The following is a 19,443-nucleotide window of genomic DNA, read 5'->3' as shown; positions in this document are numbered from 1 at the left end:
CCCGGCCCCGGCTCTAGGGCCGGGGCGGCAGCGGCACGACAAACACGTGTTCGCCGTCGAGACCTGACCAGTCGAGCTCCTCTCCCACCGACAGCTCGCCCACCGAACCGGCGCCCCAGGCGCCGGTTTCCACGTCTGCTGCATCCGGCTCGGCGCGCCGCAGCAGGAAACGCAGCACCAGGCTGCCGCGACGCAGCGTCAGCTCGGCACGCGGCCAGTGGCCGGGCAGCGCCGGCTGCAGCCGCAGCCGCCCGGCGCCCATCACCAGCCCGAAGATCGACTCGACCGCGGCGCGCTGCATCCAGGCCGCCGAGCCGGTGTACCAGCTCCAGCCGGCGCGGCCGGTCCAGGGCGCGGCGGAATAGACGTCGCCGGCCATCACATAGGGCTCGGCCTCGTAGAGCGCGGCCTGCGCCGGCACCGCGGCGCGGTGCGCCGGGCTCAGGTACTGCCACCAGCGCCAGGCCTGGTCCATCGTCGCCTGCGGCTCGGCCGCACCGTGCGCCTGCTGCAGCAGCGCCATCAGCGCCCAGACGCCGGCGTGCGAATACTGGCCACCGTTCTCGCGCACGCCCGGCGGATAGGCCTGGATGTAGCCGGCGCTGGGCACGGCAAGCGCCAGCGGCGGGTGCAGCAGCCGGATCAGGCCGGCGTCGGTGTCGACCAGCTGCGCCTGCACCGCCGCCAGCGCCAGGCGCCGGCGGCCCGGCGCGGCGACGCCGCTCAGCACCGCCCAGGACTGGGCGACGAGGTCGATGCGGGCCTCGGCGTTGGCGCTGGAGCCCAGCACCGAGCCGTCGTCGAAGAAGGCGCGCCGGTACCACTGGCCGTCCCAGGCCGGGCCGCGCAAGGCCGCACGCCAGCCTTCGGCGGCGTCGTCCCAGCGCTGCGCGCGTTCGCCCTCGCCGCGGGTGCGCGCCAGCGGGCCGAAGTCGGCGACGACACGGCACAGGAACCAGGCGAGCCAGACCGACTCGCCGCGGCCTTCGTGGCCGACGCGGTTCATGCCGTCGTTCCAGTCGCCGCTGCCCATCAACGGCAGCCCGTGCACGCCGACACGCAGGCTGCGGTCTATGGCCCGCGCCGCGTGTTCGTAGACGCCGGCGCCAGCGGCGCTGACGCTGGGCGTGCCGTAAACGTCCTCGGCACCGGCGGGGATCTGCAGGCCCTCGATGAAGGGCACCTGCTCGTCCAGCAGCGCCGCGTCGCCGCCGCGCGCCAGATGCTGCGAGACGGCGTAGGGCAGCCACAGCAGGTCGTCGCTGAAGTGCGTGCGCACGCCGGCGCCGCCGGGCGCGTGCCACCAGTGCTGCACGTCGCCTTCGGCGAACTGGCGCGCGGCGCAGCGCAGGATCTGCTGGCGCAGCAGCTGCGGCGCGGCCCAGGCCAGCGCCACGGCGTCCTGCAGCTGGTCGCGAAAACCCGTGGCGCCACCGGCCTGGTAGAAGCCGGCCTTGGCCCACAGCCGGCAGGCCAGCGTCTGGTAGGGCAGCCAGCGGTTGACCATGACGTCGAACAGCGGGTCGGGCGTGGCCACGGTCACCGCGCCCAGCAGGGCCTGCCAGCGTCCGAGCGCGAGCGCCAGCCGCGCCGGCGCCGCGACGGCCACGGCGCGCGCCGCCAGCTCCAGTGCCTGGGCGGGCTCGGCGGCCCAGCCCAGCAGCAGCGTGTGTTCGACGCTGGCGCCGGGCGCCAGCTCGACGCCGAGCGCGAGCGCGGCGCAGGGGTCCAGCCCGCTGCCCTGGCGGCTGCCGAACCGGTTCGGCAGCACCGGGCGGCCGCGGCGGTCGAAGAGTTCGCGCCGGTGGCAGGTCCAGTCCGCGCCGGCGTCGCCGCCCGCCCAGGCGAGGAAGGCGGTGCCGGCGCCGAAACCGCCGCCATGCTCCTGCTGCGTCGCCAGCAGCACGCTGCTGGCACCGCCGGCCGCCGGCAGCCGGCAGTGTTCGGTGTGCACGCCGGCGCGGTCGCCGAGCCGGGCGCCGAGCTGCCACTCGCAGACGCCGACCAGGCGCAGCAGCTGGCGCTCGGCGCCGTGGTTGTGGATGCGCAGCTGCAGCTGCCGGACCGCGGCATCGGCGTCGACGCACCAACTGGCCTGGACCTCGAGATCGCCGCGGCGGTGACTGATGCGCGTGCGGCCGGGTTCGTGCACGACGCGGTAGTGCAGCCCGGGTTCGGCCGCGGCCGACGGCGCCGCGCTCCAGACCTGGCGCGTGCGCTCGTCCTGCAGCAGCAGCCATTCGCCGCTGGCGTCGGCGACGGCGTCGTTGGACCAGGGCGTGAGCTGGTTCATGCGGCTGTTGACGGCCCAGCTGCAGCCGCCGCCGGTTTCGCTGAGCACGCTGCCGAAGTTCTCGTTCGCGAGCACGTTGCACCAGGGCCGCGGCGGGCGCAGCGTGCTCGCGACATCGAAGCCGAAGGCGCCGTCGGTGTAGAAGCGGCCGGCGGGCGCCGGCACCGCCGCGGCGGCGTGCGGGGCCGCAGCCAGCGGCTCGTGCTCGTCGTCCGGGCGGCGCCCGAGTTCCAGCTCCAGCCCGTCGGCCCAGTCGTCCAGCTGCGCCGCCAGCGTGCGCCCGTCGGCGCGCAGGCTGATGCGGGCGATCGTGCGCAGCGTCGCCAGCTCGGCCGCCGACAGGTCGCTGGCGAGCAGCAGATGCCAGCCGCTGGCCGCCTGCTGCGGCCGCGCCGCGGCGTCGGCGTCGTGGCGTTCGCGCAGCGCCGTCAGCTCGCGCTGCAGCGGCATGTCGTAGGCGGCCGGCTCGGCGTTGATCACCACCAGGTCGCAGGCCACGCCGCCCCAGGACCACTGCCCCAGCGCCTGGCTGAGCGAGCGCACCAGGCCGAGACCGGGCAGCGTCGCCGCCGCCACCAGCACCAGCGGGCGTTCGCCCGACAGGCCGAAGCGCCACAGCAGCCGGCGGTCGCTGGGGCCGGCGTCGGCCGGCTGCGCCCGCGTCAGCGTCAGCATCAGCGCGGTGGTCAGCGACTGCAGCCGGGTGAAGCTGTCGGCGCCCAGGCGCAGCGCGCGCAGGCGCACGCCGGCCAGCGTCGCCGACAGGCGCGAGGCGCGTTCGACGTGGCTGGGCTCGAGGTATTTGTCGACCATGGCCTGCAGCGTCTGCGCGTCCTCGGCGGCGGCGGTGGCGAAGGTCAGCCGGACCTTGGCACCCGGCGCCAGGCGCAGGCGCAGGCCGAGAACGCAGACCGGGTCCAGCCCGGTGTCCAGGGTCTCGAAACCGTCGGCATCGGCCACGCCGCCGTCCTCGAGCGCGCCGCGCGGCAGCCAGGCGGGGCGGTTGCGGCCCAGCCAGCGCCGGCGGTCGACCTGGTGGCGCAGCTGCAGCACCTCGGGCGCACTCTCGGCCAGGAAATGCGCCATGTGCAGCGCGGGCTCGTTGGCCAGCCGCGGCCGGCGCTCGAACAGCAGCGCACGCTGCGCGCCGTGGCGGCGTGCACTGACGAACAGGTTGCCGAAGGCCGGGTGCGCCTCGTCGGCCGCGGGTTCGGCCAGCGTCACCTCGAAGGCCGAGACGAGTTCGATCTCCAGCGCCTCGTCGCCGTCGTGGCTCAGCTCGACGCGGCGGAACTCGACGTCGTCCTCGGGGCTGACCCAGACCGTCAGCTGCGCGTGCACGTCGCGCCAGCGCGCCTCGAAGCTGACGCGGTCGGCGTGGAAGACGCTGCGGTAGGTGGCCGCGGGGTCGGGCGCCGGGTGCTGGGTCAGCGACACCAGCGCGCGCTCGTCGCCGCGGCGCAGGTAGAGGAAGTGGCCGTGGGCGTCGCGCAGCGCGTCGTCGCGGCTGCGGTGGATGTCGCGGCCGCCGCAGCGGCTGCGGCCGGCGCCGTTGGCGCGCAGCGCGACGCTGTAGCGGCCGTTGGACAGCAGGTGCGTGGGCTCGACCGCGTGCACGCCCGGGCGCACCTCGCGCAGCAGCGTCGGCGCCGGCCGGTGCGGCAGCGGCTGCTGCAGCAGCGCCGGCAGCGCCGCCAGGCGCGAGACCTCGCGCGGCGCACGTTCGTGCAGCAGCGAGCTCACCGCCTCGACGTGCGGGTCGGCCATGCCCCAGCGCTGCGGCGCGCCGTCCAGCAGCACGTTGGCGAGCGCGACGATGCTCATGCCCTGGTGGTGCGCCATCACCGTGTGCACCAGCGTCAGCGCCTCGCCGCCGGTCTGGCGCGCCGGCGTGAAGTCCAGCGCCTCGATGAAACCCATGCCGCCGCGTGCGCCCAGGCCCTGCAGCGCGGCGTAGTTGCGGCTGGCGCGGTGCGGCTGCAGCTGCGCCGCCAGCGCGGTGGCATAGGGCGCGACCACCAGCTCGTCGGGCGGCGTGCGCCGCAGCGCCAGCCGCGGCACGCCCTGCGGCGCGTACTGGTAGGCCAGCGTGTGGTCGCAGCCGGCGTAGGCCGACTCCGAGATGCCCCAGGGCACGCCCAGCGCCGCGGCGTAGTCGCGCTGCTCCTGCAGGGCCGCCAGCCCGGCCTCGTACAGCACGCTGCCGTGCGGCTCGGCCAGCACCAGCGTCGGCATCAGGTACTCGAACATCGAGCCCGACCAAGACCGCAGCCCGGCGGTGACGCCGACGGCGTAGAACGGCCGCGCCAGCGCCGCCCAGTGGCGCACCGGCACGTCGCCCTTGGCGATCGCCAGCAGGCTGGCGACGCGCGACTCCGAGGCCAGCAGGTCGTACAGGCCGCTGTCGGCCTGCAGCTCGGCGACGCGCCAGCCGATGTGCAGCAGGTGGCGCTGCGGGTGGTAGAGGAAAGCGAAGTCGGGCGCCCAGGCCAGGCCCTGGCAGCGCGCGGCCAGGGCCTGCAGCCGCGCCTGGTCCTCGGCCAGCGGCACGGGTGCGCTGCCGCGCGCCAGCTCCAGGCAGGCCTGGGCCACCGCCAACAGGTGGGCGCTGAGGTTGCCGCTGTCGGCGGTGGACACGTACATCGGCAGCAGCGGGTTGCCGGTGGCGGTGTCGTACCAGTTCAGGAAGTGGCCGCGGTGCCGCGCCAGCGTGTCCAGCGTGTCGAGGGTCGCCTCCAGGCGCTGCAGCATCTCGTCGCGGTCTATCCAGCCGAAACGCTGGGCGCAGGCGGTGGCCAGCAGGTACAGGCCGATGTTGGTCGGCGAGGTGCGCCGCGCCAGCATCTCCTGCGGCTGGGTCTGCAGGTTGTCGGGCGGCAGGTGGTGGTCGGCCGGGCCGACGCAGCGCTCGAAGAAGCGCCAGGTGTCGCGCGCGACGCCGCGCAGATAGGCCATGTCCTCGGGCGGGCAGGCCTGCGGCTGGCGCGTGAAGCCGGTGCGGCTGACGGCCCAGCTCCACAGCGGCGCGCCGGCCCACAGCGTGCACAGCAGCGCGGCGCACACCGGGTACGGCGTCGCCAGCAACCACAGCCCGGCACCGGCCAGCGCCGCCAGCGCCGGCACGTCCCAGTGGCGGCGCAGCGCGGCCGACAGCTCGTCGCGCGCCGCGGCCTGGGCCGCGGCGGCGGTGGTCCATTGCAGCAGCAGCCGGCGGCTGAAAAACACGCGCCACAGCGCCAGCCCGATCGCGTCCAGCGCCAGCAGCGCGTGCTGCAGCAGCATCGCCAGGTGCCAGAGCACGCCGCCGAGTGCCCGCGCCAGGTCGCGCCCGGCCTGGGCGTAGAAGTGGCGCCGGGCGACGTGTTCGCGTCCGGGCACGGTGGCGGCCAGCGCGCCCATCAGCGGCCCGGCGCCGAAGGCCGTGGCCACCAGCGCCAGCGTCGTCAGCGGCGCCAGCCCCAGGCCGGCCAGCGCCAGCAGCAGCAGCGCCAGCGACACCGGCGCCACCAGCGAACGCCGCAGGTTGTCGGCCAGCTTCCAGCGGTTGACGGCCCCCAGCGGCAAACGCCCCGGCTGCAGCAGCGAGCGCAGCAGGATGGGCAGCAGCTGCCAGTCGCCGCGTGTCCAGCGCTGCACGCGCGAAGCCGCGACCTCGGCGTGGAAGGGTGCGTCCTCGACCAGCGTGATGTCGGTGACGACGGCGCAGCGCGCCAGCGCGCCTTCGAGCAGGTCGTGGCTCAGCACCTCGCCCTCGGGCAGGCGGCCGGCGAGCACCGCGTACACCGCCTGCACGTCGAGCAGGCCCTTGCCGCTGAAGCTGCCTTCGCCGAACAAGTCCTGGTAGACCTCGGAGCTGGCGGCGCTGTAGGGGTCGACACCCGACTGGCCGGCGAACAGGCGGTGGAAGAAGGTGTCCTCGCGCGGCTGCGGCAGCGGCGTCACCAGGCGCGGCTGCAGGATGCCGTAGCCGGCGCCGACACGCCGCGCGCCAGGCGCCAGCCGCGGCCGGTTGGCCGGGTGCGCGGCGACACCGACCAGCTCGCGCAGCCGGCCCGGCGGCAGCTGGGTGTCGCCATCGAGCGTGACGACGTAGCGCGTGTCCGGCGCCGGCACCGACAGCGGGCCCAGGTCGACGAAGGCATGCGGCAGGTCCTCGGGGCCGCCGGCGCCTTCGACCAGCACCGCCACCAGCTGCTCGAGCTTGCCGCGTTTGCGTTCCCAGCCGATCCAGCGTTTTTCGCTGCGGCTGAAGCGGCGCGCCCGGTGCAGCAGCAGGAAACGCGATGCCGCGGCGCCCTGCGTGCGGTTGAGCGCGCCGACCGCGGCCACCGCGTGCGCCAGCAGCTCGGCGTCGCCGGCGGCACCGGCGGCCTCGGCGTCGGCCCAGTCGCTGAGCAGCGCGAACTGGGCGTTCGGCTCCGGGTTCGCCAGCTGGTGCAGCAGCAGCCGGTGCACCAGCGCGTCTATCGTGCCGCGGTCGCCGAGCAGCGCCGGCACGACCACCAGCACGCGGTGTTCGACCGGAATGCCGCCAGCCAGCGCCAGGCGCGGCAGATGGCGCGGCAGCGTCGACTCGCTGAGCAGCCGGTGCAGCAGCGCGATCGCCGCCTCCGACGCCGGCCAGGCGAGCAGCAGCAACAGCCACGGCGGCTGCGCACCCGGCGGCAGCACCGCCGCGACCAGCAGCGCCGTGCCCAGCGCGACGGCGGCCAGGTAGACCGGCAACAGCACCCCGGGGCGCAGCCGGCGCCAGGCCGCGGCCACCGGCTCGGCCAGGCCGAGCGCGCGCGCCAGCGCCGGCCGCCCCGGCCCGTCCAGCCAGTGGCCGGCTGCGGCGCTGGCGCCCTCGCCGCCGCGCACCAGCTCCAGCAGCACGCCGGCGACCTGCATCTCGCTGCAATGGCAGCGCCGGGCCAGCTTCTCGACCGCGTGCAGCGTCGCGTCGCGGCTGCGGTGGTGCTCGGCGGCGAACAGCGGGTTGCCCATCAGGCGCTGCATCAGCGGGCTGCAGCGCGCGACGATCTCGGGCCAGTCGGCGTCGCCGATGGTGCGCAAGGTGTTGACGGCGTTGCCGACGCTCAGGTTGTCGGCCGCCTGCTCGACACCCAGCTGCAGCTGCAGCGCCGCCAGGTTGGGCAGGCGCTGCTGCAGCCAGTCGCGCACCGCGTCGGGCACCCGTTCGCCCAGGCCCAGCGGGTATTCGCGCAGGCGTTCGCCGAGCTGCGCCAGGAAGACGTCGCCGGCGCCGCGCTCGACCATCTGGCGGTGCAGCGGCTCCAGCGCCGCGACGGCATCGGCGCCGTCGCCGATGTGTTCGGCGCAGCGGTTGGCGAGCTCGCGTGCGGCCTGGTGCGTGGCCAGGCGCTCGGCCAGCCGGCGCAGGTTCTCGACCAGCACCACACGCAGCACCGTCGGCAGCGCCCACATCTCGGCCAGCACCAGCTCGCGCGTCTCCTGGTAGGCGACCAGGAAGGTGACGAGCAGGCCTTCGTCGAAGGCACTGTCGGTGTGCGCGACATAGGCCCAGGCGACGCCGTAGATGCGCGGCAGCCCGGCCAGCGGCTCGGCCTGCAGCAGCGGCAGGCGGCGGAAGTAGCTGCGCGGCAGGCCGTCGTGGATCGCCTCGAGCTGGGCGTCGATCAGGTAGAAGTTGTCCAGCAGCCAGAGCGCCGCCGGGCTCGGCTCCTCGCCCGCGGCCGCCTGCGCCGCGATCACCGCGTGCGCCCGGCGCAGCATGCCGATGTTGCTGCGCAGCCGCGGGAAGAAGCTCGCCCCGGCCCAGGCCGGCGCCCGGGCCTCGTGGGTCAGCCCGAGGCTGCGGCCGTGCTGGGCGAAACGCTGCGGGCCGAAGATCTCGGAGCGCACCGGCGGCAGCAGCGGCGCCAGCCGATCCTGCAGCAGCGCCTGCAGCGCCGGCGGGACCACGGGCTCGGCCGCCGGGCGCGCGGCCATCAAAGCAGCACGAAGCCGATGCCCACCACCGCGACGGCCAGCGCCAGCGTCGTCACCAGGTGCGAACCCACCAGCGCCTGCAGCCGCAGCCAGCCGCAGTGCAGCGCGACGATGCGCGCGTCGCGCGCGCTGCACTCGGCGAAGTGCTGGCGCAGCGCCTCCAGTTCGTCCGGCCGCGTCTCGGCGCTGTCGCCGAAGGCCGAGGTGGTCCAGTGCGGGGGCGTGTTCATCGCCCGCTCCCGCCGCCGGTGCTGCCGAAGACGTGGTCCCACAGCCGCACGCTGACGCCGTAGCAGGCCGGCTTGCCGGCGCGGTGGTGCAGCGCGTGCCAGTGGCGCTGGCGCCGCAGCCACGGCGTCGCCGCCGGCGCGTGGTGCACCGCGTGGTGCACGCCGATGTAGACCAGGTAGCCCAGCATCACGCCCCAGCTCAGCGCCAGGCCGCGCCAGGTGGGCGCCAGCCAGGCCACCGGCAGGAACACGGCGACCAGGAACAGCGCCGCGGTCAGCACGGTCGGCGTGCCGATGAGCGCGCACGGGCGTTCGTGGTGCAGCGCGTGCCAGCGCCGGAACGGCGGCAGGCCGTGCAGCACGAAGCGGTGCAGGCCGTATTCGGCCAGCGTCCAGGCGCCGGCTCCGGCCGCCGTCCAGAGCAGCGCCTGGGCGCCGCCGCCGGGTGGCGTCAGCGCCGGCACGACAGCAGCCAGGCCCAGCACCAGCAGGCCGTAGAAGGCGAAATCGGCGCGCATCCACGCCCGATCCTGTCGCAGTGAAAACAGACCCATGCAGCTCCCGCAGGCGGCTCGGCGTCCGCCACGAAGAGGCAGGCGACCGGCCCGGTAATTGAATCTGGTGCCAGGGGACTTGGGGGTCTGTGCGCTGGCGAACATACTGGGTGCCACCCGCGACCTAAAGTGAAACCGCCGGGCGCCAGTCCGCGCCACCGGCCGCACACCGCCACCATGCCCAACACCCACGCGCAGGAAAACCACCTCCTCGCCGCCCTTCCCGCCGCCGAATGGCAGCGCTGGCAGCCGCTGCTGGAATGGGTGGCGCTGCCGCTGGGCCAGGTGGTCTACGAGTCGGGGCGGCAGCTGGCCCACGTCTACTTCCCGACCACCGCCATCGTCTCGCTGCTCTACGTGATGGAAGACGGCGCCTCGGCCGAGATCGCCGTCGTCGGCAACGAGGGTGTGGTCGGCATCTCGCTGTTCATGGGCGGCGAGACCACGCCCAGCCGGGCCGTGGTGCAGAGCGCCGGCGAAGGCTGGCGGCTCAGCTCCGCGGCGGTGAAGAGCGAGTTCGCGCGCCCCGGCCCGGTGATGCACCTGCTGCTGCGCTACACCCAGGCGCTGATCACGCAGATGGCGCAGACGGCGGTCTGCAACCGCCACCACTCGCTGGACCAGCAGCTGTGCCGCTGGCTGCTGCTGAGCCTGGACCGGCTGCGCGGCAACGAGCTCGTGATGACGCAGGAGCTGATCGCCAACATGCTGGGCGTGCGCCGCGAAGGCGTCACCGAGGCGGCGCTGCGGCTGCAGCGCCGCGGCCTGATCCGCTACGCCCGCGGCCACATCACCGTGCTCGACCGCGCCGGGCTCGAAGCCAGCACCTGCGAGTGCTACGCCGTCGTCAAACGCGAGTACGACCGGCTGCTGCCCGAACGTCCTGCCACCTGAAGGCCTGCGTGCGCTGCAGCACCGACGGCCCGGCCACGGCGCCGACACACTCGGCACCGGGCCCCCGGCCGTGCCGCGGCGCGGTTCCCGCTTCGCACCGAAAGGGCGCCGTGCCCGCCGCCAACCACCTGATCGAACGCCTGCCGCCGCACGAACGCGGCCGCCTGCTGGCGCTGTGCGAGCCGGTGCAGCTGGCGCTGGGCGAGGTGCTGTGCGAGGCCGGTGCCACCACCGGCCACGTCTACTTCCCGACCGGAGGCTTCATCTCGCTGGTGGCGCCGGTCGACCCGCACGTCGGCCTGGAGGTCGGCATGGTCGGGCGCGAAGGCATGCTGGGCACGCCGCTGCTGCTGGGTCTGGCGGCGTCGCCGGTGCGCGCGCTGGTGCAGGGCGCGGGCAGTTCCTGGCGCGTCGAGGCGACGGCCTTCCTGCGTGAACTCGCCGCCAGCGAGGGCCTGCGCGCGCCACTGCTGCGCTACGTCTACGTGCTGATGGCGCAGATGGTCTCGGCCGCCGGCTGCCTGCACTACCACCCGATAGGCCAGCGCCTGGCGCGCTGGCTGCTGATGAGCCAGGACCGCGCCGACGGCGACCGCCTCCACGTCACCCACGAGTTCCTCGCCTACATGCTGGGCGTGCGCCGCGTCGGCATCACGCTGGCCGCCGGCGAGCTGCAGCGGCGCGGGCTGATCCGCTACCACCGCGGCGAGCTGAGCGTGCTCGACCGCGGCGGGCTCGAAGCCGCGGCCTGCGGCTGCTACCGCAGCGACCGGCTGGCCTACAGGCTGAATCTGGAGTGAAACGCAGCCCGGCTTGCGGGCTGCGTTCGGCAACGCACCGACCCCGGCGCCGGCAGCGGCGACAGTCGGGCCGTCGACGCTGCCGTTCCCTGGCAGCCAAGGAGTGCAACATGAGCCTGTCCACCAGCCTGCAGCAATACGTCCCGGCGTCAGCCGGAGGCCGGTGATGGACGCAGGCGACCTCCAAACCCTGCTCGCCGCCATCGCCTGGCGGCTGCGCACGCGCGCCGACGACAACGCGCTGGCTTGCAGCGCCCTGCGCGAGATCGTGCGCGAATGCGCCCAGGATCTGCAGCGCCTGGGGCCGGAAGCGCAGTCGCAGGGCCAGGCACTGGCCCAGTCGCAGGACAACGAACGCCGTGAACGCCGCCGCGCCGAGCACGACAGCCTGACCGCGCTGCCCAACCGCAGCCGCTTCGACAGCCAGCTCAGCGACCAGCTGGAAAGCCGGTCGCGCCCGTCGCGCTCGCTGGCCGTGCTGTTCCTGGACCTGGACCAGTTCAAGGCCATCAACGACCGCCACGGCCACGCCGTCGGCGACGCGCTGCTGCGTGTCGTCGCGCTGCGCCTGCAACGCGCGGTGCGTGTCGGCGACGTCGTCTGCCGCCTCGGCGGCGACGAGTTCGGCTGCCTGGTCTCGGGGCCGATCGAACGGCGCGCGGTGGCGCGCCTGGCCGGCAAGCTGATCGCCGCGGTGGCGGCGCCGTTCCGGATCGGCCGGCTCGAGCTCAGCGTGCGGCCCAGCGTGGGCATCGCGATGTGCCCGACCGACGGCGACAGCGCCTCGGTGCTGCTGCAGCGTGCCGACGCCGCGATGTTCCGCGCCAAGCAGCAGCCCTCCGGCATGGCCTTCTACGAACCGGTGGCCGACGTGCCGAACCGGAGCCCGGCCGCCGTGGCGCCGGCGGCGCTCACCTGGGCCGCGGCCCACTGACAAAAACGCCCGCCGCGGCGCAAACCGCGGCGGGCGCCGGCTCGTGTTCAGGCGATGGGTTCGGTGGTGCCGTAGAACTCGTGCAGGCTGCGCGCCCAGGCCTTGTCGGCCATTTCCGGCCAGTGGCCCTTGTCGAAGCCCGGTGCGTCCTTCAGCAGCGCCTTGGGCACGCCGAGCGTGAAGCGCTGGTTCACGGTGTCCAGCGCCAGCGCCGCCCAGGGCACGGCGAACAGCTTGTCGCCCAGGCCGAGCACGCCGCCGAAGGACAGCACGGCGTAGGCGACACGGCCGCTGGCCATGTCGATCATCAGCTCCTTGATGTCGCCCAGGCTTTCGCCGTCGCGGTTGAAGACGTCGTTGCCCATCAGGGTGTCGGCGCCCATCAGCGCCGGGCCGGGGCCGCCGTGGCCTCGGGTGTACATGCCGTAGCGGTCGCGTTTCTGGAAGTTCGTTTGCATGCTGTGCTTTCGGGGTTGAGCCCCGATGCTGGGCGCCGCGGGCGGCCACGGTCTGTCTGCCAGCCCACGCTGGCGGCGACGCACAATCGGCGCCAGGCTGCCCACCACCCGCCATGAGCCACGACACCGCCTTCGACTTCGCCATCGTCGGCGCCGGCATCGCCGGCGTCTCGCTCGCCGCGCGCCTGGGCCGCCACGGCTCGGTGCTGGTGCTCGAGCGTGAACCCCAGCCCGGCACCCAGTCCAGCGGCCGCAGCGCGGCGATGTTCATGGAGAGCTACGGCCCGCCGCAGGCGCGCGCGCTGACACGCGCCAGCCGCGCCAGCTACGCCGCGCCGTCTATCCTGCCCATCCTGTCGCCGCGCGGCGTGCTCTACGTCGCCTGGGCCGGCCAGCAGGCCGAACTCGACGCGCTCGCCGCCGGCCCCGGCGTCGAGCGCCTGGATGCGGCGCAGGCGCTGGCGCGCGTGCCGGTGCTGCGGCCCGAGGGCCTGATCGGCGCCGTCGCCGAACCCGACGCGATGGACATCGACGTGCACGCGGCGCTGCAGGGCTGGCTGGCGGTCGCCCGCGCCCACGGCGCGGCGCTGTGGACCGGCGCCGAACTCGCCGCCGCGCGCCGCGACGCCGGCGCCTGGCGGCTGCTGCTGACCGACGGCCGCACGGCCACCGCGACGACGCTGGTCGACGCCGCCGGCGCCTGGGCCGACCTCGTCGCGGCTTGCGCCGGCCTGGCGCCGCTGGGCCTGCAGCCGCGGCGCCGCAGCGCCTTCACCTTCGATCCGCCGCCGGGTGCCCTGCACCGCGGCTGGCCCACGGTCTGCGCCGTCGACGACGGCTGGTACTTCAAGCCCGACGCCGGCCAGCTGCTGGGCTCGCCCGCCAACGCCGACCCGGTCGAGCCGCACGACGTCGTCGCCGAGGAACTGGACATCGCCATCGGCATAGACCGCATCCAGGAACGCACGACGCTCGTGATCCGCCGCCCGCGCCACACCTGGGCGGGGCTGCGCACCTTCGCGCCCGACGGCGAGCTGGTGATCGGCTTCGATCCGGCCGCCGACGGTTTCTTCTGGCTCGCCGGCCAGGGCGGCTACGGCATCCAGAGCGCCGCCGGCGCGGCGCTGCTGGCCGAGTCGCTGATCCTCGGCGCGCCGCTGCCCGAGGCGCTGGCGCGTGAAGGCGTGCTGCCGGCGGCGATGTCGCCGGCGCGGCTGCGGGCCTGAGGCCGTACGGACCGCGCCCGTAAGCGCGGCCATGACCGTCCGATGCGGATCGTCCATGCGTTTGCGGCGCCGGCATGCGGACCGTGACTGAAACCACGGTCATGGCCCCCTAGGCTGTTAATGAATGTAACCTTGTCTAACGCCCTGATTTAAGATAGGCGTTCGCTACCGAGCTTCCCGGCCCCTTGCCGCGACGCAGGCGCTGTCCGGCCATGGCTGGAGCGGACCCGCAGGCAAGCCGTCACGCTCGCACGAGCCCGGACACCCGAACGAAGACCGGGCCGCTCTATCCCGCTGCACCTCAGCAGCCAGAACAACCAGATGCACGCTGCCGTATTTCAGCCACGCCGCCCCCGCGGCTTCACCCTGATCGAGCTGATGGTGGCGCTGGCCGTGCTGGCGATCCTGGCCGCGATCGCCTTCCCGAGCTACCGCCAGTACATCGCCAAGCAGCGCGTCACGTCGGCGCAGGCCGATCTCGTGTCGCTCGGCCTGAACCTCGACGGCCACCTGCTCAACCAGACGACTTATCCGGCCGCCGTCGCCGGCACCGCGAATCTGAAGTCCACGCTGGCGGGCTGGAAACCGGTGGCGGCCGACGACTTCGACTACGAACTCGTCGCCGTCGACAACACCAGCTTCCCGCCGAGCTACCAGGTCAAGGCCAGCGGCACCTCGTCGGCCGTCTCGGGCTGCGAGATCCTGCTGAGCAGCGACGGCAGCCGCAGCAAGTCGGGCTGCCCCGGCGGCGCAACGACGTGGTGAAGGCGGCCGCCGCCCCGGCGCGGCGCCGCCAGCGCGGGCTCACGCTGGTGGAGATGATGATCGCGCTGGCGCTGATGGCGATGCTGGCGCTGATGGTGGCCCAGCTGGGGTCGTCCTGGACCGACAACGCCCGGCTGACACGCGTGCAGGCCCTGTTTCAGCAAGCCTACGACAGCACCAAGTCGGCGGCACTGCAGAACCACCTGGCGCGTGCGCGCGGCGAGGGCGCGGCCAGCCTGTGCCTCGCCGCCGGCAGCTTCTCGGTGGTGCTCGGCGACGACTGCTCGGCCCACCCGATCTGGAGCTTCGCGCACGATGCCGGAGCCGGCGTCGAGCTGGCCGACGGCAGCAGCTGCATCGCGCTGGACAGCGCCGGCATCGCGGTGCCGGCCACCGACTGCAGCACCGACCTCAGGTACTCGATCACGACCGGGTCCGCCCATGTCGAAAACCAGAGCTTCCACTGAACGCCGCCACCGCGCACAGCGCGGCTTCGCGCTGCTGGAGTCGCTGGTCGGCATGCTGGTGCTGAGCCTCGCGGTCATCGGCTCGCTGCTGACGCTGGCCAACGGCACGCGCGCCCAGCAGGTCAACAACGGCCGGGCCGAAGCGATCGACCAGATCCGCGGCCAGGTCGTCACGCAGGGCCTGGACCTGTGCGGCAGCGAGCTCACGCTGACGGTGCAGTCGGCGGCCGTCGCCGACACCAGCGTCAGCTGCCGCAGCTACGGCAACGTCACGATCACGCTGCCGGGCGACAGCGCACGTTCGGTGGCGATCACAGACACCGACGCGCGCATCATCGACGTCACCGTCGACTCGCCGCGGGTCGGCGGCAGCCTGTCGCTGGGGGCGTCGCCATGACGCCGGCCCGGCGCCGGCGCGGCGTGTCGCTGGTCTCGCTGATGGTCGCGCTGGCGCTGGCGATGATCTGCCTGGTGACGGCGTTGCAGGCCTACCGGACGATGGTCGTCGGGTCGCGCAGCGCCACCACCTCGGCGCGCAGCACCGGCTCGGCATCGGCACTGGCCGTGCAGCTCGGCCGGGTTCTACCGGCGGCCGGCTGGGGCCTGGGCGCCGACAAGAGCCCGCCCGGCGGCACGATGAACGAGGACCTGGTGCTGCTGGCCGACGCCACGCTGAGTTCCTCGGGCAGGCTCTCGGGCAGCGTGCAGACGCTGGCTGCGGGCACGCGCAGCGGCAACGCGCTCGCCTGGTCCAGCCTGCTGGACGGCACGCTCAAATGTTCGGCCCTGGTCAGCAGCCAGACGCTGGGCCTGCGCCTGCTCGGGCCCAAGGCCTGTGCCAACGCCGCGGCGGCGATCGACAGCAGCTGGGACGAGACCGTCGTGCTGGCTCCGGCCGGAGCGTTCCCGCTGCTCGCCTTCGAGGTCGCGAGTTCGGACTGCTGGCCTTACGGCGGCCCGCTCAGGCGCAGCGCCGCCAGCGTGCACGTCGCCGGCGTGCGCGGCACGCTGCCCGGGATCTGCCTGCCCAACATCCACAGCTGATGAGGCCCGGCGTGCAACCCTTCCCCCGCAGCGCCCGTGGCGCAAGGCCGGTGCCGCGGCGCCGGCGCGGCGTCGCCACGCTGCTGATGATCGTGCTGATCGCGCTCGGGCTGGCGGCCGCCTCGGCGATGACCGCCTGGGCGATGCAGGGTTCGCTGCGGCTGCAGCAGGCCGAACACACCGTGACCCAGGCCGAGATGAATGCCTGGAACGGCGTCGTGCTGCTGTCGCGCGCCGTCGCCGCGATGCCCGCCGACACTGCGCTGACGAGCGGCGGCCGCGTCAACTTCGGCGGTGCGTCCTCGGGCCTCGCCGCCACCCTGGTCGGCAAGACCGACGGCCTCTACGTCTTCGACGTCGTCGGCGCCAGCGCCGGTGCACGCAGCGTCGTGCGCGTGGCGATACGCCCGCCCGCCAGCGGCGGCAGCGGCAACGAGACGACGCTGCCCGGCGGCGCGACCTTCCACGGCAACACCCGGCTCGACGGCTCGGTGAACTACACCGGCAGCGAAGCCCGCAACCTCTACGTGCTCGACGGCTCGCTGACGCTCAACGGCTCGGTCTCGGGCCTGCAGCAGGTCTGCGCCACCGGCGACATCACGGTCGACGCCGCGATCTCGGTGGAGGAGCTGTGCAGCAACGGCAACATCACGCTGGGCGGCGCCGCCACCGTCAAGACGATCAGCGCCAAGGGCAACGTGACGCTGGCCGGCGGCGCCGCATCGACGGTCGGCAGCATCGTCAGCAACGGCACGGTGACGCTGAGCGGCGGCTCGGCCAGCGCCGGCAGCATCCGGGCCCGCGGCAAGGTGACGGTCAGCGGCGGCGCGGCCCGGGCCACCGAGATCTACACCGAGGACAGCATCGACTGGACCTCCACCGCCACCGCGACCACGCTGGCGGCCAACGGCACGGTCAACTACCGGCCCTCGGGCACCGGGGTCGCGACCGACATCACCGCGATCGGCAACGTCACGCTGACGTCGGCGCGCAACGTGCGCGCCGGCGGCTCGACGGTGCTGGTCGGCTACTGGGGCCAGGGCATCAGCGGCCGGCTCGACGCCGCCGGGCTGCTGAGCGGCTCGTCCTGGGGCGCCTACGGCGGCGCCGTGGTCGGCTCGGGCAGCGTCGGCAGCATCGTCTCGCCCTACCCGGGCACGGTGCGCGTGACGGTGACGCCGGGCTATACGGTCGTCATCAACCCGGTGACAGTGGAAACCGTCGCCACCTTCGAACGCCCGCGCATCACCGTCGACGCCTACGCGCTGCAGTCGCAGGCCAACTTCGTCTTCCTCGGCGTCGACGCCAGCGGCAACCCCCGGGTGCAGGTCGCGCAGATCAACGGCCTGGAAGACGGCAGCTACTACGTCGCCGCGAACGCCAGCGGCGGCCGCAACTACCTGTGCAAGGCGGTGTCGGGCAGCACCTGCATCTCGCCACTGATGAAGATCTGCCAGGGCTACTCCGACTACAACAACTGCCTGGACTACGCCTCGGGGCGCTGGACGCTGCAGGGCACGACGATGCTGCCGGGTGTGCTGTGGTTCGCGGGCGACCTGACGATCAGCAACGGCACCTGGGTCAACACCTTCCTGGCCACCGGCGACATCGGCACCGCGGGCGGGGTGAAGGTGTACGCGCCGAACTACATCGGCTCGGCCTATACCTGCCAGGGCCAGGCCGCCAGCAGCCAGGGGCTCAACTCGTGGACCGGCTACGGCTTTGCCCGCGACGCCTACGCGCGGCAGCTGTGCACGGGTTCGCCGGCGGTGCTGTCAGGCGCCTCGATCGGCAACATCGCGCTGCTGTCGGGCGGGCTGAAGGACGACGGCAGCTTCGTCGGCGGCAACATCGCGCTCGGCGCGTCCAACGAGATCTACGGCTCGGTGCTCGCCGGCCAGTACCTCAACACCTCGGGCAGCACGCTGGTGGCGGGCTCGACCTACTCGGCGGCGCAGGGCGGCTCCAAGACGGCGACGTCCAACCGCGAAACCGGCTCGACGACGATCAAGCTCGGCGGCGGCTCCAGCGCCTACGACCCGGACACCACCCCGTGCACGACGAACTGCGGCAGCGGCACGAGCGCCGACAACGTCATCTGGGCGGCACCGATGTGAGACCCTGGTCGGCCGGTGCCGGCTGCGCCGCGCACTCCGCGTACAGCCGCACCCGGCAGCCGGCGCAGACCGCCGGGTCCAGGCGCGGCACGATGCTCGCCAGCGCGCTGTGTTTGGCGTCGAAGACGTGCTCCGGGCCGAGGCGCTCGACGAAGCGGCGCCGCTGCCAGGTCTGCATCACCTCGGGGCGCGGGCGGTGGAAGTACAGGTCGCCGCCCATCGCCAGGCGCCGCGCGTGTTCCTGCTCCCAGAGCGTGGCGCCGGCGTGGTCGATGAAGTTCATGCTCTTGGCCATCACCAGCAGGTGTTTGGCCGCGCCGGGCGCGGCGCGCAGCGCCTGCAGCCGTTCGCCGACGTGGGCCACGGCGCCGAACCAGACCGAACCTTCCATGCGCAGCATCTTCAGCTGCGGGCACTCGGCGCCGGGCTGCTCGTCGACGACGACCATCGCGCGCTCCGGCCCCGGCCGGTCGAAGCCCATCGTGCGCAGCGCCGGGCGCGAGGTGCGGTAGAGGTAGACGACGAGCGACAGGCCGACGCCGCCCAGGATCGCCTGCTCCAGCGGCAGCGCCAGCGTCGCCGCCAGCGTCGCCGCGGCGATGGCGGCCTCGGCGCGGTCGAGCTGCAGGCGCTCGCGCCACTGCTCGCGGTCGATCAGCGTCGCCGCCACCCACAGCAGCAGGCCGGCGATCGCGGCCATCGGGATCCAGGCGATCGCCGGCGCCGCCAGCAGCGCCAGCGCGAGCACGAACAGGCCCGAGAAGACGGACGCCAGCGGCGTGCGCGCGCCGGACTCCAGGTTGGGCATGGACCGGTTGAGCGAGCCGCTGACGACGAAGCTGGAGCTGGCGGCACCGGCCAGGTTGGCCAGGCCCTGGCCCAGGCACTCGCGGTTGACGTCCAGCGGCTCGTCGGTGCGCAGCGCCAGCGCCTTCGCGATCGCGATGCTCTGGCCGAGCGCGACCACCGTCAGCGCCATCGAGATGCCGGCCAGCCGCGGCAGGTCGCTCCAGGCCAGCGCCGGCAGGCCCCAGGACGGGCCGCCCTGCGGCAGTTCGCCGACGAACTCGAGCACGATGCCGGCGCGCATGCCCAGCCAGGCGGCGACCGCCGCCAGCAGCAGCGTGATCAGCAGGAAAGGGCCGCGCGCCCAGACGTGGCGCAGCAGCCAGGCCACGACCAGCGTCGCGCAGGCCAGCGCCACCGCGGCACGGTCGCCGGCCAGCGACTCGATCGCGTGCCAGGCGATCAGCAGCGCCGCGCCGCTGGTGAAACCCAGCAGCACCGACGGCGAGATGAAGTGCGCCAGCGTGCCCAGCCGCAGCAGCGCGACCGCGGTCTGGATCAGGCCCACGCCCAGCGTCGCCACCAGCGCCAGGCGCAGGTACTCGGGGCTGCCGCGTGCGGCCAGCGGCAGCAGCATCGCCGCCAGCGCGATGGACACCGCGTTCGTCGGCCCGGTGGCGACGAGCCGGCTCGAGCCCGCGAGCGCGGCGACGATGCAGGGCAGCACCGCGGCGTACAGCCCCCAGGCCGGCGGCAGCCCGGCCAGCGTCGCGTAGGCGATGGCCTGCGGCAGCGCGAGCACGGCGCCCAGCAGCCCGGCGCCGACATCGGCGCGCAGGCTGCGCCGGTCGACTTCGTATACCCACGGTCCCAACCGGGCCAGCACCCGGCCCGCCAACGTCTGCTGCATCGGCCGAGGATAG

14 protein-coding genes are annotated in these 19,443 nt (G+C 74.0%); 9 read left to right on the top strand and 5 right to left on the bottom strand.

Annotated elements, in window-relative coordinates:
- Positions 1 to 13 precede the first annotated feature (13 nt).
- Genes CKO43_RS12685 through CKO43_RS12675 form a run of 3 tightly spaced genes read right to left on the bottom strand, consistent with a single transcriptional unit; the run spans position 14 to position 8,993 of the window.
- Positions 14 to 8,245 carry a GH36-type glycosyl hydrolase domain-containing protein gene (locus CKO43_RS12685; protein ID WP_200378851.1) on the bottom strand — a complete coding sequence of 2,744 codons (8,232 nt, stop codon included), beginning with the start codon at positions 8,243 to 8,245 and terminating at the stop codon, positions 14 to 16.
- Entirely contained in the window at positions 8,245 to 8,475 is a 231-nt protein-coding gene (locus CKO43_RS12680; RefSeq protein ID WP_200230031.1) for a hypothetical protein, read from the bottom strand. Before CKO43_RS12680 ends, CKO43_RS12685 begins: the two co-directional genes overlap by 1 nt.
- The gene (locus CKO43_RS12675) at positions 8,472 to 8,993 is read right to left on the bottom strand and encodes a sterol desaturase family protein (RefSeq protein ID WP_200230029.1); all 522 of its coding nucleotides are present in this window, start codon (positions 8,991 to 8,993) and stop codon (positions 8,472 to 8,474) included. Before CKO43_RS12675 ends, CKO43_RS12680 begins: the two co-directional genes overlap by 4 nt.
- 213 nt (positions 8,994 to 9,206) lie before the next feature.
- Here CKO43_RS12675 and CKO43_RS12670 point away from each other — a divergent pair, with 213 nt between their 5' ends.
- The 3 genes from CKO43_RS12670 to CKO43_RS12660 all read left to right on the top strand — a co-directional run bounded on the left by CKO43_RS12670 (position 9,207) and on the right by CKO43_RS12660 (position 11,657).
- Positions 9,207 to 9,923 (top strand): Crp/Fnr family transcriptional regulator, encoded by a 717-nt coding sequence (locus CKO43_RS12670; protein ID WP_200230028.1) that lies wholly within the window; start codon positions 9,207 to 9,209, stop codon positions 9,921 to 9,923.
- Positions 9,924 to 10,033: 110 nt separating this feature from the next.
- Positions 10,034 to 10,723 carry a helix-turn-helix domain-containing protein gene (locus CKO43_RS12665; protein WP_200378850.1) on the top strand — a complete coding sequence of 230 codons (690 nt, stop codon included), beginning with the start codon at positions 10,034 to 10,036 and terminating at the stop codon, positions 10,721 to 10,723.
- A gap of 166 nt (positions 10,724 to 10,889) precedes the next feature.
- Positions 10,890 to 11,657, top strand: a complete 768-nt coding sequence (locus tag CKO43_RS12660) for a GGDEF domain-containing protein (protein WP_200378849.1) — start codon at positions 10,890 to 10,892, stop codon at positions 11,655 to 11,657.
- 47 nt (positions 11,658 to 11,704) lie between these two features.
- Here the strand turns inward: CKO43_RS12660 and CKO43_RS12655 are convergent, their stop codons facing one another.
- A complete protein-coding gene (locus CKO43_RS12655; RefSeq protein ID WP_200230023.1) occupies positions 11,705 to 12,115 on the bottom strand; it encodes a PRC-barrel domain-containing protein in 411 nt (136 codons plus the stop codon).
- A 113-nt stretch (positions 12,116 to 12,228) separates the two neighbouring features.
- On the opposite strand from CKO43_RS12655, the gene CKO43_RS12650 reads away from it, so the two are divergent.
- The 6 genes from CKO43_RS12650 (at position 12,229) to CKO43_RS12625 (ending at position 17,734) form a co-directional block, all read left to right on the top strand.
- Positions 12,229 to 13,341, top strand: coding sequence for an NAD(P)/FAD-dependent oxidoreductase (locus tag CKO43_RS12650; protein WP_200378848.1), 1,113 nt, complete (start codon positions 12,229 to 12,231; stop codon positions 13,339 to 13,341).
- Positions 13,342 to 13,662: 321 nt separating this feature from the next.
- Positions 13,663 to 14,106, top strand: a complete 444-nt coding sequence (locus tag CKO43_RS12645) for a type IV pilin protein (RefSeq protein ID WP_200378859.1) — start codon at positions 13,663 to 13,665, stop codon at positions 14,104 to 14,106.
- Positions 14,103 to 14,573 (top strand): prepilin-type N-terminal cleavage/methylation domain-containing protein, encoded by a 471-nt coding sequence (locus tag CKO43_RS12640; protein WP_200378847.1) that lies wholly within the window; start codon positions 14,103 to 14,105, stop codon positions 14,571 to 14,573. Before CKO43_RS12645 ends, CKO43_RS12640 begins: the two co-directional genes overlap by 4 nt.
- On the top strand, positions 14,548 to 14,970 hold the full coding sequence (locus CKO43_RS12635; protein WP_200230018.1) for a type IV pilus modification PilV family protein: 423 nt from the start codon (positions 14,548 to 14,550) through the stop codon (positions 14,968 to 14,970). The genes CKO43_RS12640 and CKO43_RS12635 overlap by 26 nt, the downstream gene beginning before the upstream one ends.
- Entirely contained in the window at positions 14,967 to 15,617 is a 651-nt protein-coding gene (locus tag CKO43_RS12630; RefSeq protein ID WP_200378846.1) for a PilW family protein, read from the top strand. Before CKO43_RS12635 ends, CKO43_RS12630 begins: the two co-directional genes overlap by 4 nt.
- An 11-nt stretch (positions 15,618 to 15,628) precedes the next feature.
- On the top strand, positions 15,629 to 17,734 hold the full coding sequence (locus CKO43_RS12625) for a hypothetical protein (protein WP_200230016.1): 2,106 nt from the start codon (positions 15,629 to 15,631) through the stop codon (positions 17,732 to 17,734).
- Here the strand turns inward: CKO43_RS12625 and CKO43_RS12620 are convergent.
- Positions 17,712 to 19,430: a SulP family inorganic anion transporter gene (locus CKO43_RS12620; protein WP_200378845.1), complete on the bottom strand. Its 1,719-nt coding sequence runs from the start codon at positions 19,428 to 19,430 to the stop codon at positions 17,712 to 17,714. The two genes, CKO43_RS12625 and CKO43_RS12620, sit on opposite strands and share 23 nt — an antisense overlap.
- Positions 19,431 to 19,443 lie beyond the last annotated feature (13 nt).

The sequence above is a fragment of the Rubrivivax gelatinosus genome, assembly GCF_016583785.1.
Classification (GTDB): domain Bacteria; phylum Pseudomonadota; class Gammaproteobacteria; order Burkholderiales; family Burkholderiaceae_C; genus Rubrivivax; species Rubrivivax gelatinosus_B.
This window is presented reverse-complemented; position numbering and strand designations above follow the sequence as displayed.